We start from the raw sequence: 17,223 nt of genomic DNA, 5'->3' as shown, positions 1-17,223 counted from the left end.
GGACGTTCTTCCGGGGCTCGAAAGGACCGACCATGACAGCCAGACGCGACATCGAAGCCATCACGGAACGCATCCGCCAACGCTCGAAAGCCGGCCGCGAGCGCTATCTCGGCCGCATCGCCGAGGCGTCCAGCCGCACCGCCAACCGGGGCGTCCTGTCTTGCGGCAACCTCGCGCATGGCTTTGCCGTCTGCAGCCCGTCTGAAAAGCTGGCGCTCGGCGCCGACAAGGTGCCGAACCTCGGCATCATCACCTCCTACAATGACATGCTGTCGGCGCATCAGCCCTTCGAAACCTTCCCGGCGCTGATCAAGGAAGCCGCGAAGGAAGTTGGCGGCATCGCGCAAGTGGCCGGCGGCGTGCCCGCCATGTGCGACGGCGTGACCCAGGGACAGCCCGGCATGGAGCTGTCGCTGTTTTCGCGCGACGTGATCGCCATGTCGGCGGCGATCGGCCTGTCGCACAACATGTTCGACGCCGCCGTCTATCTCGGCGTCTGCGACAAGATCGTGCCGGGGCTGGTGATTGCAGCCCTCACCTTTGGCCATCTGCCGGCGGTGTTCGTGCCGGCAGGGCCGATGACGACGGGCCTCCCCAATGACGAGAAGGCCAAGGTCCGCCAGCTCTATGCCGAGGGCAAGGCCGGACGCGCAGAACTGCTCGAAGCGGAGTCCAAATCCTATCACGGGCCGGGCACCTGCACGTTCTATGGCACCGCCAATTCCAACCAGATGCTGATGGAGATCATGGGCCTGCATACGCCCGGCGCGTCCTTCGTCAATCCAGGCACGCCGCTGCGCGACGCGCTGACGCGCGAGGCGACCAGGCGAGCCCTGGCGATCACCGCGCTCGGCAACGCCTACACGCCGGTCGGCCGCATGATCGACGAGCGCTCTTTCGTCAATGGCGTCGTCGGCCTGCACGCCACCGGCGGCTCTACCAACCACACCATCCATCTCATCGCCATGGCCGCGGCGGCCGGCATCACGCTTACCTGGCAGGACATTTCCGACCTGTCGGAAGCGGTGCCGCTTCTCGCGCGCGTCTATCCGAACGGGCTTGCCGACGTGAACCATTTCCATGCCGCCGGCGGGCTCGGCTTCCTGATCCGCGAATTGCTCGACGAAGGCATCCTGCATGAGGATGTGCAGACGGTATGGGGCGAAGGCCTGAGGCCCTATGCGGTCGAGGCCCGGCTCGGCGAAGATGGCGGCGTCCTGCGTGAAGCCTCGCCGCTGCAGAGCGGCGACGAGAAGGTGCTGGCGCCGTTCAAGAAGGCCTTCCAGCCGACCGGCGGCCTGAAAGTGCTCGCCGGCAATCTCGGCCACGCCGTCATCAAGACGTCCGCCGTGAAGCCGGAACGCCGCGTCATCGAGGCGCCGGCCAAGGTGTTCGACAGCCAGCAGGGACTGAACGAAGCCTTCAAGGCCGGCACGCTGACCGGCGACTTCATCGCCGTCATCCGCTTCCAGGGCCCGAAGGCAAACGGCATGCCGGAACTGCACAAGCTGACCACCGTGCTCGGCATCCTGCAGGATCGTGGCCAGCGCGTCGCGCTGGTCACGGACGGGCGCATGTCTGGCGCTTCCGGCAAGGTGCCGGCGGCGATCCATGTAACGCCGGAAGCGGTCGAGGAAGGGCCGATCGCCAGGATCCATGACGGCGACATCATCCGGCTCGACGCCGATGCCGGCACGCTGGAAGTGCTGGTGCCGGGGCCCGAGCTCGCGCTGCGCCGCACGGCCGACATCGATCTCATCGGCAACGAGTTCGGTTTCGGCCGCGAGCTGTTCGCTGGTTTCCGCCAGCTGGTCGGCCGCGCCGACCACGGCGCCAGTGCTTTCGGCACGGCCTGAGGCATCATTGCCTATTTTGTAAAAAGGGCGGCTCGAGCTCGGTTTGAGGCCGCCCTTTGGTGAGGGATGGATGGCGATTACGGCTGAACCGTAATCTCGCTCCGTTCGCCGGCCTTGACCGTCACCGGCATTTCCTTGTCATGGCCTTGATCGGGCATGTGGCGGAGGACGACATAGTCGCCGGCCGGGATAGTCTGCTGCCAGGTGTCGCCATAGTTCAGGCCGAGCGCCTTGCGGTTGCCCTGGATATCCTTCTTCGACGACAGCACCTCGATCGAATAGGCGCCCGGCGCCGACATCACCAGCACGCCGGCATCGAGCGTCACCTTGACGTCCTTGACGTCGCCAACCTTGACGCTGAAAGGCTGCTCGACGGTTGCGAGCTCAAGCGAGGTGACCGCGACATAGTCGTCCGGCGGCAGCCAGAATTTGCTGTCGGGCCCATAGGAGTGGGCGACATCGTCACGCGAGCCGTCGATCTTTTTCTTGGCCTTGACGATCTGGACGCTGATGCCCGAGGAGTCGGCCTTGTCGCCACCTGCAGTGTAGTAGGCGTTGACGGCGGCATGGCCGACGCCGACGACTATGTCTTTTTCCACAGTCTGCCCGGCGGCGAGCTGGATGTTCTCGGTCACCGAGCCGCTGCCGATCGCAACCGTCACCTTCTGCTCACCAGCCGGCACGATGATCCTGGTGTCGCCATAGTGGGTGGTGCTGCCGCCCGGGAAGGCGAAGTCGACATGGGCTTCGTCACTGATCTCGGCGCCCTGGCTTGGCTTCGGATGGATGAGCATGGTGCCGGCGTTCAAGGTGAAGAGCGGCTTGTAGACCTGGCCCGCCTCGATCTTGACCTTCTGTTCCGCCCGAGCTTCGTCGGCGCGCGCGACGACGACATAGTCGCCCGGCTCGAGATTGGCCTCGTAGTTGTTGTACTGGGTGGTGACGGCCTCGCCGCGCGTGCCATTGGCCTTGGCCTTGTAGACCTCCCAGGCATTGCCGTCGGTGATCGGATCGCCGCCTTCCGCCATGACCACGGTCGGGATGAAATTGAATTCGGGCTTTGCCGGTTCAGGGGCAGGCGCCGGAGCGGGTTCGGGTGCCGGCGCCGGAGCCGGCGCGGCGACGGTTTCGACCAGTGCTTCGTGCAGCGCCTTCTCGTCCGAGGCCTGGATATATTTGCCGCCGGTGTTGTCGGCAAGGCAGGCGATCTGCTTGCCCTCGTCAGCGGTCAGGCCGAAGCCGACGACGTCGACGGTGAAATCGACGCCTGAGGCCTCCAGTTCCTTGCCCAGCGCGCACGGGTCACCTTCACAGGTTTCAAGCCCATCGGTGATGAGAACCACGGTCGCCTTGTCCTCGGTGTATTTCAGAGCTTCGGCCGCCTGCTTGACGGCTGCGGTCAGCGGCGTCTTGCCGAGGAATTTCAGGCTGTCGGCAGCGGCCGAAATGGCGCTAGCCGAGCCGGCTTGCGGCGGCACGATCAGCTCGATGTCGTCGCAGCTGCCCTTTTCGCGGTGGCCATAGGCCATGAAGCCGATCTCGTCGTCGCCCGGGACCGACTGCAGTACGGTCCTCAGCGATTCGCGCGCGATCTCGAGCTTCGGCTTGCCGTCGATCTGGGCCCACATCGAGCCTGAAGCGTCAAGAATGATGATGACCTTATTGGCGGCAAAGCCGAGCGAAGTCATCGACAAAAGGAGCAGCGCCGCAGCGACGCTCCGCAAAAGTCCCGCCATCGAAATCTCCTTGAGGCCGCCCTCTGATCCGCGCCGGAAGCTATTTGACAGCGCGTCCGGACACAAGCCTGGAGCGGGTTACTAGATCATGATGAGATTTGGATGAAATCTCATCATGATCTAACCCTTTGTTGGAGCACGATCTTTTCCAAAAACCGGCACCCACTTTTTGGGATCATGCTTCTAACGGTTGCAGTGTAACAGGATCGGCGCCGGCAGAGCTGGTAACACGAAATCAGTAGGTGGTGCGCCGCTCTTCGGAAGGCGGACGGCCAAACTGCAGCCGATAGCTCTGCGCGAAATAGGAGTGCGAGGTAAAGCCGGTGGCGATGGCCACGTCGAGGATCGGCATGTTGGTCTGGCGCAGCAGTTCGCGCGCCCGCTCAAGCCTGAGCCGCATGTAGTAACGACCGGGCGTGACGCTCAAATGGCGCAGGAACAAGCGCTCGACCTGGCGCACCGACAGGCCCGCCGATTTGGCAAGCTGCACGGCTGATAGCGGCTCGTCGAGATGGTCGGCCATCAGTTCGACGATGCGCCTTAGCTTCTCCGACTTGCCGGTCAGGTCGCGCTCCGGCCCGACGCGCTGGCGGTCGCCGGCGGAGCGGATGCGCTCATGCTGGAACTGGTTGGCGACGCCATTGGCGAGGTTGGAACCGAAATCGCCGCGCACGATCTCCAGCATCAGGTCGATCGAGGTGGTGCCGCCCGCGCATGTGTAGCGCTTGCGGTCGATCTCGAAGACGTTGCCGGTGCAGTTGATATCGGGAAAGCGCTCGACGAAGCCGGCGCGGTTTTCCCAATGGATGGTGCAGCGATAGCCTTCGAGCTGGCCGGCTTCGGCCAGGAGATAAGAGCCGACCGACAGCGCGCCGAGCGCATTGCCGCGCCGGCCCCAACTGCGCAGAGCCGCCAGCACCTTGCTCTTGCCAGGGAACTCGATCGACAGGCCCACCGACACGAACAGGATGTCGACCGGCGGCAGGTCGGCGACGGCATAGTCGATCTTGAGCGGCAGGCCGTTGGAGGCCATGACGGAGTCGCCGTCGGCCGAGACCGTCGTCCAGCCGTAAAAATCGCGGCCGAGCAGGCGGTTGGCCGAGCGGAAGGTATCGATCGCCGCTGCCAACGAAAACATCGAAAACTTGTCGACCAGCAGGAACGCGAATTGCCGGCCCCCTTGAACGGGATCATCCGGCCGTTCAGAGGGTATAGTAAGGTTCGGCAAAGAAGCTGCTTTCTGGGTCAGAAGGAAGGCCGCTTCAAGCCGGCCGCAAGGTAGGCTGAGGCTAACGTATTGGCCATCAGCATGGCAATGGTCATCGGTCCGACACCGCCGGGCACGGGGGTGATGGCGCCGGCGGCCTTGGCGGCTTCGGCATAGGCTACATCGCCGACGAGGCGGGTTTTGCCTTCGCCCTTCTCGGGTGCGGCAATGCGGTTAATCCCGACATCGATCACGGTGGCGCCGGGCTTGACCCAGTCGCCCTTGATCATTTCGGGCCGGCCGACGGCGGCAACCAGAATGTCGGCTGTGCGGGCCAGCGCCGGCAGATCCTTGGTGCGGCTGTGGGCGATGGTGACGGTGCAGTTGGCGGCAAGCAACAGATTTGCCATCGGCTTGCCGACGATGTTGGAGCGGCCGACGACGACCGCGTTGAGGCCGGAAAGATCCTTGCCGCGCACGCGTTCGATCAAAAGCATGGAGCCGGCCGGCGTGCAGGGCACGAAGGCTGTTTCGAGTTCGCCGGTGCCGAGCTTGCCGACATTGATGAAATGAAAGCCGTCGACATCCTTTTGCGGTGCGATGGCCTGGATGATCTTGCCGGCATCGATATGGGCGGGAAGCGGCAGCTGCACCAGAATGCCGTTGATGGCCGGATCGGCGTTGAGTTCGCCGATGATCTTCAGCAGTGCCGCTTCGGACGTGTCGGCCGGCAGTGTGTGCTGCAGCGAATGAAAGCCGCATTCCTTGGCGGTGCGCGACTTCGACGCGACATAGACCTGGCTTGCCGGATCCTCGCCGACGATGACCACCGCCAAGCCGGGCTGGGCCTTTCCCTTGGCGACCAGGTCCTCGGTCAAGGCCTTGACCTTCTGAACCACGTCTGCGGCGACGATCTTTCCGTCAATCACTTCGGCCATGAACCATCCTCGACATCATTCCAGCCAAGGCGCGGCGCGCGCCTTGAACGTTGCTTCGTGCATGTCGTTGTTCCAAACGTTCCGCCCATTCGGGCCAAGCCCGACGGCAGCGCTTTTTGAGGCGCCATGCTGCGCGGCATTGTCACGAAATTTGGCCTAAGCAATCCCGTCAAAGCGCCGTCACATGCCGTAAACTCGAAACCGGCAGCTTTTATTCTGTGCTGACGGGCTCAGAGCGACTCATCCTTTCACGGAAAGGCTGAACCGCTCTATTTCTTGTTTTGACGCAATTCCCAAGGGAAAGCGCGCTACGCGCTTTTCCCGGGAAAACCGTTTCACACTTTTCCTGGAATTGCTCAGAAATAGCGGCGGTGCGAACGGCTTTCGGTGAGTTCGCGCACCGCTTCGCGAAATTCGCGCAGGCTGGCGCGGATATCGTCGATTTGCGCCTGCTGGTCTTCCGGCGCCGCCCCAGCGGGCTGCGGAGAAGACCACGGCCCGGACGCCGCGGGCATCGGCTGAGCCTGCGAATAGGCATAGTCAGCCGGCTGACGAGGCTGCGCGTAGCCAGGCTGCTGCGCAGGGGAATTGGCGTGCGGAACCTCGTTCCGGAAGTCCGGCTGGCGATAGCCCACAGGCTCCTGCACCGGCCTTGTATATTCGGCGGCTGGTTGGGCGCGGTAGGTCTCGACGGGTTCGCCTGACGTCCCGCTACCCGGCGCGGCTTTGCGCATCGCCGAGAACAGTCCGTCGAACAGACCTGGGCTCCGGGCGGGAGCGGCCGCGGTCGGCAACACCGGAGGTGCTGCCGGTGGCGGCGCCACAGGCAGCGGCGCGCGATAGACCTTGTCCTCGACCGGAGGGGGGCGCTCGTCCATTCTGCCGCGCGAACGCGAATTGGCAGCGCCGCGCAGGCTGGCAAAGGCGCCGCGCATGGCGCCGACACCGATGCCCGAAGCAAGCCCGAGCAGCAGGCCGGCCATCGCTATTACAGCCCGCGACGGTCCGTTGGGTTCGAGCGGCGGTTGCGCGGGGGTCATCAGATTGATGTTGGTGGTGTTGATGTTTTGCTGTTCGCCGGTCTCCTTGGCGCGCAGAAGGTACTGTTCGTAGACGGAGCGTTTGGCCGTGGCGTCACGCTCCAGTTCGCGCAGGCTGACCAGATCGCTGTTGACGTCGCCGCTCTGGACCTTTGCCTGAGCCAGGCGGGAAGCGAGATCCTGCTCAAGCTGAACCGAGCGCTTCAAATCGACCTGCAGCGACGAGGCGATGCGGCGCAGTTCGCCTGCGATGCGCTCGCGCGAGCCGTCGAGCTGGGCGTTGAGCGCCTGGTATTCGGGATGACGCGGTCCCAGACGCACGGCGGCGCGGTCGGCCTCCTGCTTCAAAACTGCATATTGCGCGCGCAGTTCGCTCATCGTGTTGGATTTGATTTCTTCCGGCAAGGTGCCGTTGATGACCGAATTGACGTCCAGCGAACGCGCCGACGCGGCCCGGGCATTGAGTTCCAGCGTACGGGCCCGGGTGACTGAGAGCTGCTCGTTGAGCTTCAGCATCTGGTCGTCGCTGATCAGATGGCCCTGCGCGTCGACGAGATCATGCGTGGCCCTGAAATCCTCGACCTTGCGCTCCGCTGTCTCGACATTCTTGCGCAGGTCATCGAGCTTGGCCGTCAGCTGGTCCGTCGCGCGCCCGGCCATCCCGAACTGGTATTGGGCCGCCTCCTGCTGGAAAACGTCCCTGGTCGTATTGGCTATCTTCGCCGATTTGTCGGCGCTTTGAGTGGTGGCGCTGATGGAAACGACAAAGCTCTTGCCGCTGCGCTCAACCGACAGGCTCTTGGCCAGATTGCCGACCGCCAGCGCCTGGCGGCGCACTTCACCGCCGCCGCCAGGGCCATCCTGGCGCGACAGTATCGAGCGAATGAGCGACAGGACGCCAAGGCCGCCAGAGCCCTGTCCGTTGAATTCCGGATCGTCGACGAGATTGAGATCGGCCACGACCTTGTCGAGGACCTTGCCGGATGTCACCATCTTGATGCGGGTTTCGACAACAGCCAGCGCCGCATCGGGCTGCCCGACCGGTTGGGTGAGATCGTTGTCGGAAAGCTTCAGGTCGCCTGGCTCGATGACCATCTGTGTGGTGGCTTCGTATTTCTTCGGTGTCGAAACGGCGACGGCGACGCCGAGCACCGTGCCCAATATCGTAGTCGAGACGATCAGCAACTTGGAACGACTAATGCCGCGGACGACCTGGAGCGGATCGATCAGCGGCTTCCATTCCTGCCCGTCATCGTCGTCGCGGTCCGGTCGCTGCTCGTGGAAAGAGCGGAGCTCATAGGCGGCGTGCTGCTGACGCCGGCCGGAAACAGGCTCCTCACGCGCGCTGGCGGCCGAAACGGGTTCGCCGTCGGCCTGGAACTGCGGCGGCTCGGGCGGTGACGTTGGCGCCGGATTCGACCGCGCCTCGCGTTGCGAGCGGGCTATGCGGTGACGCGTGGCGGCGTCCTCGCGCCATGACGGATCCACCCGGTCACCGATCGAGACCGCCGACGCATCCGCCGCCTCATCGCCGCGCACGGCTTTGCCGAGCGCCAGGAGGGAGCGCTCGCGCCTCCAGTCTTCACGGTTTTCCCTGTCGACCATTGTCTCGAAACTTTACCTTCGACGGCGCAGGAGCGGCGGTCGGCCAATCGTTAAGTCACGCTAAACAGGCATGGGAAACAAAAGGTTAATTTCCGAAGTCTGCAAGTGAAAGTTTCTCGCTTCGCCACGCATTGCCGGGATCTGTAAAATGGCGTCAGAACCGCACGTTAAGCTTTGCGGCTTACGGCTTTCCTCGATATGACGCAGGCCAGCGACATACCGCAAAGGCGGACACTCGCCCGCATCGGCACCTTCCTCGCCGAAAGACGGGGGCTGGTTCGCGACTATCTTTCAGCCATCAGCGGCGCCGGCGGGCGGCTGGTGTTCTCGCTTGCCTATTTCATCGCACTTGCCAACACGCTGTCGATTGCCGAGTTCGGCATGTTCGCCACCGCCTCGGCGGCCGGCGTCATGCTGTCGCGCATCCTCGCTTTCGGCTTCATCTCGGCGCTTTACCGCACAGCCACCATCCGCCCCAATCTGATCGGCACCTTCACCGCCGGCTTCCTTTTGCTTGGCGCCGTGTCCTTACCACTGCTGGCGGCGGCCTCCTGGGGCGTCTACCTGATCTTCTTCGCCAGCACCGTTCCGCTGGCCGTCTTTGCCGCAATCGTCTTTGCAGAGGCGCTTTTGTGGCGGCCGGTCGAGGTGGTGCTGATCGTCAACAACGGGCTCGGCAAATTCGGCCGCGCCGCCGTGCTGTCGATCGTGGCCACGGCGTTCCGCGCGCTGGGCGCCGTGCTGTTCATGCTATCGGGCCAGCACAGCGTCTGGATCTGGTCGTTGTTCTACATCGGCGCCAACGCCGCCTCGCTGCTGCTGGCCTTCGGCTTCTATTATCCACGCCAGCGGCTGAGGCTGCGCACCGAGCTCTATCTCAGGCGGCTTGCCGATTCGATCTATGTTGCAGGAGCCGAAGTGCTGTTCTACCTGCAGTCGGAATTCGACAAGCTGCTCGTGCTGGCGATCGGCGGGCCGCATCTGGCCGGCATCTATGCCATCATCATGCGGCTGGTCGACCTGACGGCAATCCCGATCCGCACCTTCTCGATGATGCTGGTGCAGAGGATGATGCGGGCGCCGGAGCTGTTGTCGCGACTGCGGGTCAAGAGCGGTATCGAAGCCGGCGTGTTCCTGGTGTCGACATTGGCACTGGCCGCACTCGGCATCGTGCTGCATTTCTTCCCCAATGCACTTGGCCGGAATGTCGCCGAGGCGGCGCCCTTGGTGGCGTTGGCAATCGGCGTGCCGGGACTGCGCAACCTGGTCGAATACCAGGCCGAGCTGCTGTTCGCGCGCGGCCAGACCGCGCTCAGGGCGCTCAACCTCGGCCTGCTGGCGGGGCTGAAGGCGGTGCTGTTGACCTATGTGCTGACCACGATTGCCGACACGCCCAGGCTTGTCGTATCGCTCAATGTCGTCTTCCTGCTGCTCTATCTCGCCTCGGCGCTGCTAACCTATTCGGCGCTGCGCAAGCCCGCCAAGGCAATCTAAGCCAATCCGATCAGGCGGCGGATGCGGCCGATATCGGTGCCGATGAAGGATTGCATGCCGATCGCCACCTGCCCCGGTGCCATAGCGGCGACGAAGCTGCGGAATTCGTCATCCGACAGCGCCTCCCCGGTCCAGTGCACGCGGCAGAATTCCTCCGAGCCGTGGAAATGGCCGGCGCCCCCCAGCACATCGTCGACATAGCGGCCATAGATCATGCATTCGGAGAACCGGCGCACTGAAGCGATGACCTCGACCCAGCCGCGCGCGTGCACCTTCTCGATCTCGGCGCACATCGCCGTCACGGTCTGACGGCGCCAGGCGATCAGCGTCGAAATATAGTCGTGGTTCGAAACCTCGGATGCATCGATACCAATCGCCGAGGCCGCATTGCGCGACCAGATGCGATGCTCGTCGTGACCGTCGCTCGACAGCACGCCGTCGCGCCGGAACAGCCGCACCTTGCCGTCGCGCCAGAAGGCGCTCAGATCGAATGGCTTGAGGAAGGCGACGTCGGAATCGCAGAAGACCAGCACGTCTTCTCCAGCATGCGCAGCGATGGCGATGCGGCGCAGCTGCTGCACATGCCAGCCGCGCAGCGGCTGGGTCTTGAGACTGAGCCAGATGCGACGGCGAAAGAGGCTCATCGGATCGTCGAACACACGCAGCCAGCGCGGCAGCAGGTCGCGCTCGTCGACAACGCTGCGGCGGTCGTTTTCCAACTGGCGAAACAGCGCCACGTCGCGGTGCTCGACCAGAATGTAATGATGCGCCAAGCCGGAGACATGGCGGTCGAGGGTCTCGCACAACAGGCGGCAGCGTTCGAAATCCGGCGCATAGCTGGCGGTCACCACCGCCGCCGTCGGCGTTTGCGGCAGGGCACCGGTCTCGGCTGCAGGGCTCGGCACGACGCGGCTGTTCACCGCAACTCTCCGGCGGGCTCGGGCCGACGCGAGAATTTCTGCCTGACGACACGCAGCAGGAACACCGGATTGCCGACGACGTAGCGGCGCCACAGCCGGCCGGGCTCGATGCACAGACGGAACAACCATTCGAGCCTCAGCTGGCGCATCCACAGAGGCGCCCGCGGCACCGTGCCGGAGAGAAAATCGAGCAGCGCGCCGACGGCGATCGGCAGCGTGCAGTGGCGGGCATCGATATGACGGGCGATCCACAATTCCTGGCGCGGCACGCCCATGGCCACAAGCAGCACGTCGGGCCGCAATGCCTCGATGCGATCGACGATCGCCTGCTCTTCGGCGGGGGAGAAATAGCCGTCATGGATGACGACGAATTCGTGCTGCACCGCCAGAGCGGCTAGCCTGACCGACGCCGCCTCGGCGTTGGCGCGGGTGGCGCCAAGCAACCCGACGGTCAGCGGCCTCGCCGATGCCTGCAGAAAGGCCGGAATGAGATCAGTGCCGTTGAGATTGTCCGGGAACGGCGCGCCGTAGAGCAGCTTTGCCGCCAGATCGACGCCAACGCCGTCAGGCAGGATGAGGAAATCGTCGAGCGCCTCGGCAAAGACCGGATCGGTAGAGGCGATGTTGGCGTTGTGAGCGTTGAGAAAACTGACCTTGGTGAAGCGCCGCTCGGCAATCAGACGAGTGAGCAGCGCGATCGCGTCATCCCAGCCGATGGCAAGGACCGAAATGCCAAGGATCGTCTTCAGCGTATCGAGCCCGAAGGCGGCGCGGGCGGTGTGCATGTTCATGCAAACACCTCCTCCCCCACCGGCCCGAGCTTTTCCAGGCCGAGCCTGATGGCGGCATCCAGTGCCTTGATCTGCCGGCGATGGAAGGCGCTGCCATCGACATCCCTGACATCGGCCGCCGCTGCCTCCAGCGCGCCGGCGAAGGCGGCCGGATCGTCGGTGACGAAACAATTTGCCGGGCGATGATCGATGCCGCGCAGCGAACGGCTGGTGGCGACCGACGGCAGGCCGAGTTCGAAGGTTTCGATGGTCTTGAGCTGAACGCCGCTGCCCGCGGTTCTGATCAGTGGGATGACGGCGGCGCCGCGCACGAAATCCTGGGCGTCGGGCACGCGGCCGACAAATTCGACACCGGGATGGGCAGAGGTGATATCCGACGGCATGTTGCCGGCGACCCTGATGCGAAAGCTCCGGCGAAGATGCGGCACGACTTTTTCCAGGAACCAGTCGAGGCCGATGCGGTTCGGCTGCCAGGTCCAGGTGCCGATCAGCGCCGCGTCGCACTCGATGCGGCGCGGCTTGACCGGCTTTGGCGCCGTGGCAGTGGTCACCAGCGGCAGCACCGCCGAGCGGTCGTCGCTGGCAACGCCGAGTGCGGCGCGGTCTTCCTCGGCCAGCGTGAAGACGAAGCGAGCCCGGCGGCAGAGCCGCTCCTCCATGGTCTTGAGCAGCCTGGCCTCGCGGGCAAACAGCAGGCGCTGGAAGCGACTGTTTGCTGCTGCCGCATTCTCTTTGGCCGAACCATGTTCGACATTGTGGGCGACGAAAATCGAGGGACGGTCGGCGAACAGTTTTTCAAAGGCGCCGGCGAACTGCACCGAATTCAGGACATAGCCGTCGAAGGGACCGGCGCGCTCGATCGCGGCACGGACTTCGCTGTCGGAAACCGCGCGCAGCTTCACGGAAGCGAAGGTGAGCCCTGACAGCACCGCCTTGCCAAGCCAGGCGAGCTTCTGCCGCGCCGAGGCGCTTTCCGTGCGCACGTCGACGGCGCCGAGCACGAAGGTGTTTTCGGGGTCGCTGGGCGCCTTGCCCGGCCAGATGAAGCCAATGACGGTGACGCGCACGCCGGCGCGCCGCAAGGCGGCGATGATCGCAGCATTGGCGATCTCATAGCCCGAAGCGAGAGCGCCGTCGGGCACGATCGATGTGGCGAACAGCAGATGCATCTCACCTATCCAGGCGTCAGCCACTAGCAAAGCTGGGTGAACCCTTGATTAAATCACGCAACGCAACGGCTGAAAGGCGCGGACCGGCAGGCGCCGCTGCGAAAGGTGATTAACGAAACGTTATCGTCGCGGTGTTATCGAAAGCCAGATTCAAAACATGCGGCTGGAGCGGATGATCCCTTTGCCATCGGACGGTTCGGTTTCGATTGCGGGACGCTCTCCGGGGCTCGCCGCAGAGACGATGGAAGCCGTCGTCACGCTGCCGACCTTCAAGCGGCCGCAACTGCTGCTCGAAACGCTGGCGTCGCTCAAGGCACAGCAAACCAGCCGGCGCTTCGCCGTCATCGTCATCGAAAACGAGGCCGAGGCGCGTGAGGGCGCCCAGGCGGCCGTGCCGCTGTTCGAACGCGACGATATGAAGGGCATGGTCATCATCGCGCATGAGCGGGGCAATTGCAGTGCCTACAATGCTGGCTGGCAGACGGCGATCCTGCATTTTCCGGATTTCCGCCACCTGCTGGTCATCGACGATGACGAGATCGCCGACGCGGACTGGCTGGAGCGCATGTGCAGGACGGCGGAGACGCTTGGCGCCGACATTGTCGGTGGCCCGCAAGTGCCGGTGTTTACCGATCCTGCTCACGCCAAATGGGCCGAGCACCCGGTGTTTGCGCCGCCCTATCGCCAGACCGGGCGCGTGGCCGCACTCTATTCCTCGGGCAACCTTCTGGTCGGGCGCAATGTGCTCACCATCATGGGGCCACCCTTCCTCGACCTGCGGTTCAACTTCATGGGCGGCGGCGATTCCGACTTCCTCAGCCGCTCGGCGCAGAAAGGTTTCGTGCTTGGCTGGTGCGCCGAGGCAAAGGTGCGCGAAGGCGTTCCGGCCCGGCGCGTCGAGGCTGACTGGATCCGCGCCCGATCCTTACGCAACGGTGTAATCTCGACGCTGGTCGAAAAGAAGAAGCGCGCCGGCACGCCATTCGCCGGCGCCAAGGTGTTTGCAAAAAGCCTGGCGCTGCTGATAGCCTCGCCCGTGCGCGGCGCAATCAAATTGGCGCGGACAGGATCGCTGTCGACGGCGCTTTACCCCGTCTATGTCTCGCTCGGCCGCGTGCTTGCCGAATTCGGATACGCCAATGAGCAATACAGGCAGCCTGAGAAGAACTGACGAGCTGCTGCTGGGCGGCATCGTCACCCGCGACGGCGTGGCGACGGCGATTGCCGCGCTGTTGTTTGCCGTCGTCATCGTGTCGTTCCGGCCGTTTCAGCCGGCAGGCGCGGAACTGACCGGCGACGGCGGCGACATCGTCAACCAGCTCGGCTTCAGTTCGCTCGGCGCCATTTCGACCTTCTCACTGCTGACGTTCGCCGACCCCAAGATGGTGCGCTCGCTGCTCAGCCCGTCCTGGATCCTGATGCTCGGCTTTTTCATGCTTTCGGTCATCAACGCGACCGACCCGTCCTCGGCCATGCGCGCGGCCTTCTTCACGCTGCTTGGCGTTCTGACGATAGCGACGGTCCTGGTGCTGCCGCGCGACGCCGACAGTTTTTCGAAAGTCATCATATTCTGCGCGATCGTCGTTATCGGCCTGTCCTATATCGGCCTCATCGTCTTTCCGCATGAGGCCCTGCATACGGCCGATTCGCAGGAGCCCGAACATGCCGGCCTGTGGCGTGGTGTGTTCGCCCACAAGAACATTGCCGGACCAATCATGGCCTGCTTCAGCTTCGCCGGCCTCTATCTCTTCCGGCGCGGCCAGAAGTTCTGGGGCGTGGCGATCTTCGGCGCGGCGATGATCTTCATGCTGCACACCGGCTCCAAGACGACGGCCGGCCTGGTGCCGTTCTCGATCCTGATCGTCGTGCTGCCGGGCCTGATCGGCATGCGGTTCGGCACGCCGATCCTGTTTGCACTGGCGATCATTGCGACGGCCATCGGTACCTTAGGCATCGTCTTCATCCCCCCGGTGAAAGAGCTGGCGGCCACCTATTTCCCCGACCTCACCTATACCGGACGCACGACGCTGTGGGAGTTCTCCGGCGAGATGCTGGCGAAGAAGCCCTGGACCGGCTACGGCTATGAAAGTTTCTGGGGCACGCCGCTGCTGCTCAGTCAGGACCAGCCCTTCGACCGGGCCTGGGACATCCGGACCATCGTGCATGGCCATGACGGCTATCTCGACATTGCGGTGCTGATGGGCATCCCGGCGCTGTGCGTTGCCGTCTACACTTTCGTGATCGCGCCGCTGCGCGACTACATGCGCATCCCGCCGCGCAAGGAGAACATCTATCTCGGTGACTTCTTCATGATGGTGGTGCTGTTCACGGCGCTGAACGCGTTCCTGGAAAGCTTCTTCTTCCATCGCGGCGACCCGGTGTGGCTGTTCTTCGTGCTCGGCGTGCTTGGCTTGCGGCAAGTGTCGCTGCGGCCGATCGCGGTGCGCCGGCGACCTTGACCGGCTGGCCTGAGCACCCCTTGAGGGGCTTTCCCGTCTGCCCGCTAGCGTCTAAGGAGAACCCTTGTCTCGGAGGGCTCTCAATGACGATCAGGCTTGTTCTCGCCGGTTGCGGCAATATGGGTTACGCCATGCTTGCGGGCTGGCTGAAATCCGGCAAGCTTGCCCCGCAAGCCGTGTTCGTGGTCGAGCCCAATGCCGAATTGCGCAAGCGCGCCGAGCACCTCGGTTGCAGTGTCGCCGCGGACGCGAACGGGATCCCCGCCGACGCAGAGCCCGACCTCGTCGTCATCGCCGTCAAGCCGCAGGTGATCCGCGACGTCGCCGCCGCCTACAAGCGCTTCGGCGACGGCAGGACCACCTTCGTCAGCATCGCCGCGGGCACGCCGGTCGCCACCTTCGAGCACATACTCGGCCATCTCGCGCCTGTTATCCGCTGCATGCCCAACACGCCGGCCGCGATCGGCAAGGGCATGATGGTGGTCTATTCCAACCCGCTGGTGACCGACGACATCAGGCGTTTCATTGCCGAGCTGCTGTCGGCGAGCGGTGTGGTGACGACGATCGACGACGAAGGCCTGATGGACGCGGTGACGGCGGTTTCGGGGTCCGGTCCGGCCTACATCTTCCATTTCATCGAGGCGCTTACGGTTGCAGCCGAGAAGGCCGGGCTGCCGGTCGAGACCGCCAGGCTGCTGGCCATGCAGACCGTCTATGGCGCTGCTGCACTCGCTGCCGAAAGCGGCGAGAAGCCCGGCGTCCTGCGCCAGCAGGTGACCAGCCCCAACGGAACCACGGCAGCCGCCCTTGCCGTGCTGATGGGCGAAGACCGGCTGACGAAGCTGCTGACCGAGGCGGTGGAAGCCGCGCGGCTGCGGTCGGTGGAATTGGGGAAGTAGCCGAGGCGCTCGCGGGGCCGTATCAGCCCCACTTCATCTCACCCTTGGCGACCTTTGCGCCCAGTTCCAGGGACGAGACGTCAAGAAGATCGGGATAGCGCCGCTTCATCGCTGCAATCAGCTCGACGCTGGATTTCGCTTTTTCGGCTTCCTTATTGAAAGCTTCGAGGTAGGCGCGGGTGAATTCCACGGCCGCCAGACCGTCCGGTGCACCGGCTACCTGATGGGACGGCACCACGATGTTTGGTTTGCGGGACGCGATTTCGTTGAGCGCGGCAATCCATTTCTTGCGGTCGTCTACGGTTGGCTCGTCGGCAACCCAGACATGTACGCCGGACGAGATCAGCACGCCGCCGAACACCGCTTCAAGGCTGGGCACCCAGAGATACCGCCGGTCTTTCAGATCGGCGACGGTGACGATCTCGATCTTGTTTCCTTCGATTTCAAGTGAGGTGATATCGGAAGCCTCGGGAATGACGACATCCGCCAGGACCTTCGGTCCATTGTCCTTGAGCTGTGGGCTCCAGACATCCAGCTTGGCTTGCACATTGGCTTTGATGGCCGCAACCGTTGCGCCGGCCGCGATGATCTTGGCGCCGGGGAAAGCATCCGCGACGGGACGGAGGCCAAAATAATAGTCAGGGTCGCTGCAACTGACATAGATCGTCGTCAGGGTCTTGCCCGTCGCCTTGATCGCATCCGCGACCGCACGGCCATCGGACAGGGTAAATCCGCCGTCGAGGAGGATGGCTTCTTTTTCCCCGGTCAGCAGCACCGGCGTGCGGCGGAAACCATTCTCGTCAGCCTGAAAATAGGTCCATTCCAGCTTGGCGGCGGCCCTGGCTGCAAAAGCCAGAGGCTGAAGCATGGCAACCATGCCCGTTGCCAGAAGGGTTTTCATCGTCTCGCGTCTTGTCCAAATGGTTTGCAAGATTTCAATCCTCAATGGGGGTTCAACTGATCGTTCGGAGATTGGCATCTCGGCATCGTTTGAAAAACCCGGAGGTAGTGTGCTGAGAGTTCTGCAAATTCGCTGAGAGGGGGCGGTCATGGCAGGCTGGTGATTGTTCACGTCACCTGATTCCCGCGAAGGAACGCCACCATGACAA

General features: G+C 63.8%; 13 protein-coding genes. 5 read left to right on the top strand and 8 right to left on the bottom strand.

The window, feature by feature from the left end:
- Nucleotides 1–32: 32 nt before the first annotated feature.
- Complete coding sequence (gene edd / locus X751_RS136580) at nt 33–1,856, top strand: phosphogluconate dehydratase (RefSeq protein ID WP_023746243.1); 1,824 nt, start codon at nt 33–35, stop codon at nt 1,854–1,856.
- Between the two features lie 77 nt (nt 1,857–1,933).
- Here edd and X751_RS136585 read toward each other — a convergent pair whose 3' ends face one another.
- From X751_RS136585 to X751_RS136600, 4 genes are all read right to left on the bottom strand, one after another.
- On the bottom strand, nt 1,934–3,592 hold the full coding sequence (locus X751_RS136585; protein ID WP_023746242.1) for a VWA domain-containing protein: 1,659 nt from the start codon (nt 3,590–3,592) through the stop codon (nt 1,934–1,936).
- 235 nt (nt 3,593–3,827) lie between these two features.
- A complete protein-coding gene (locus X751_RS136590; RefSeq protein WP_032893326.1) occupies nt 3,828–4,820 on the bottom strand; it encodes a GlxA family transcriptional regulator in 993 nt (330 codons plus the stop codon).
- 17 nt (nt 4,821–4,837) lie between these two features.
- A complete protein-coding gene (folD, locus tag X751_RS136595; protein WP_023669302.1) occupies nt 4,838–5,737 on the bottom strand; it encodes a bifunctional methylenetetrahydrofolate dehydrogenase/methenyltetrahydrofolate cyclohydrolase FolD in 900 nt (299 codons plus the stop codon).
- A gap of 356 nt (nt 5,738–6,093) precedes the next feature.
- The gene (locus X751_RS136600) at nt 6,094–8,382 is read right to left on the bottom strand and encodes a GumC family protein (RefSeq protein ID WP_023746240.1); all 2,289 of its coding nucleotides are present in this window, start codon (nt 8,380–8,382) and stop codon (nt 6,094–6,096) included.
- A gap of 198 nt (nt 8,383–8,580) precedes the next feature.
- Here X751_RS136600 and X751_RS136605 point away from each other — a divergent pair, with 198 nt between their 5' ends.
- Nucleotides 8,581–9,876 carry a lipopolysaccharide biosynthesis protein gene (locus X751_RS136605; protein ID WP_023669300.1) on the top strand — a complete coding sequence of 432 codons (1,296 nt, stop codon included), beginning with the start codon at nt 8,581–8,583 and terminating at the stop codon, nt 9,874–9,876.
- On the opposite strand, the gene X751_RS136610 is transcribed toward X751_RS136605, so the two are convergent.
- From X751_RS136610 to X751_RS136620, 3 genes are read right to left on the bottom strand one after another with little or no spacing between them, the layout of a single operon-like run.
- Nucleotides 9,873–10,796 carry a DUF6492 family protein gene (locus X751_RS136610; protein WP_023669299.1) on the bottom strand — a complete coding sequence of 308 codons (924 nt, stop codon included), beginning with the start codon at nt 10,794–10,796 and terminating at the stop codon, nt 9,873–9,875. The genes X751_RS136605 and X751_RS136610 overlap by 4 nt on opposite strands.
- Nucleotides 10,793–11,587, bottom strand: coding sequence for a WecB/TagA/CpsF family glycosyltransferase (locus tag X751_RS136615; RefSeq protein WP_023715617.1), 795 nt, complete (start codon nt 11,585–11,587; stop codon nt 10,793–10,795). Before X751_RS136615 ends, X751_RS136610 begins: the two co-directional genes overlap by 4 nt.
- On the bottom strand, nt 11,584–12,756 hold the full coding sequence (locus tag X751_RS136620) for a glycosyltransferase family 4 protein (RefSeq protein ID WP_023746239.1): 1,173 nt from the start codon (nt 12,754–12,756) through the stop codon (nt 11,584–11,586). Before X751_RS136620 ends, X751_RS136615 begins: the two co-directional genes overlap by 4 nt.
- Nucleotides 12,757–12,928: 172 nt before the next feature.
- On the opposite strand from X751_RS136620, the gene X751_RS136625 reads away from it, so the two are divergent.
- The 3 genes from X751_RS136625 to proC all read left to right on the top strand — a co-directional run bounded on the left by X751_RS136625 (nt 12,929) and on the right by proC (nt 16,114).
- On the top strand, nt 12,929–13,927 hold the full coding sequence (locus X751_RS136625) for a glycosyltransferase (protein ID WP_023692395.1): 999 nt from the start codon (nt 12,929–12,931) through the stop codon (nt 13,925–13,927).
- Entirely contained in the window at nt 13,896–15,215 is a 1,320-nt protein-coding gene (locus tag X751_RS136630; RefSeq protein ID WP_023746238.1) for an O-antigen ligase, read from the top strand. Before X751_RS136625 ends, X751_RS136630 begins: the two co-directional genes overlap by 32 nt.
- An 83-nt stretch (nt 15,216–15,298) precedes the next feature.
- On the top strand, nt 15,299–16,114 hold the full coding sequence (gene proC / locus X751_RS136635) for a pyrroline-5-carboxylate reductase (protein WP_023746237.1): 816 nt from the start codon (nt 15,299–15,301) through the stop codon (nt 16,112–16,114).
- Nucleotides 16,115–16,136: 22 nt separating this feature from the next.
- On the opposite strand, the gene X751_RS136640 is transcribed toward proC, so the two are convergent.
- Nucleotides 16,137–17,036 carry an MBL fold metallo-hydrolase gene (locus tag X751_RS136640; protein WP_023697315.1) on the bottom strand — a complete coding sequence of 300 codons (900 nt, stop codon included), beginning with the start codon at nt 17,034–17,036 and terminating at the stop codon, nt 16,137–16,139.
- Nucleotides 17,037–17,223 lie beyond the last annotated feature (187 nt).

The organism is Mesorhizobium sp. LNJC394B00 (assembly GCF_000502555.1).
Taxonomy (GTDB): Bacteria; Pseudomonadota; Alphaproteobacteria; order Rhizobiales; family Rhizobiaceae; genus Mesorhizobium.
Note: the sequence above shows the minus strand (reverse complement) of the source record. Positions and strands in the feature narration are given on the sequence as shown.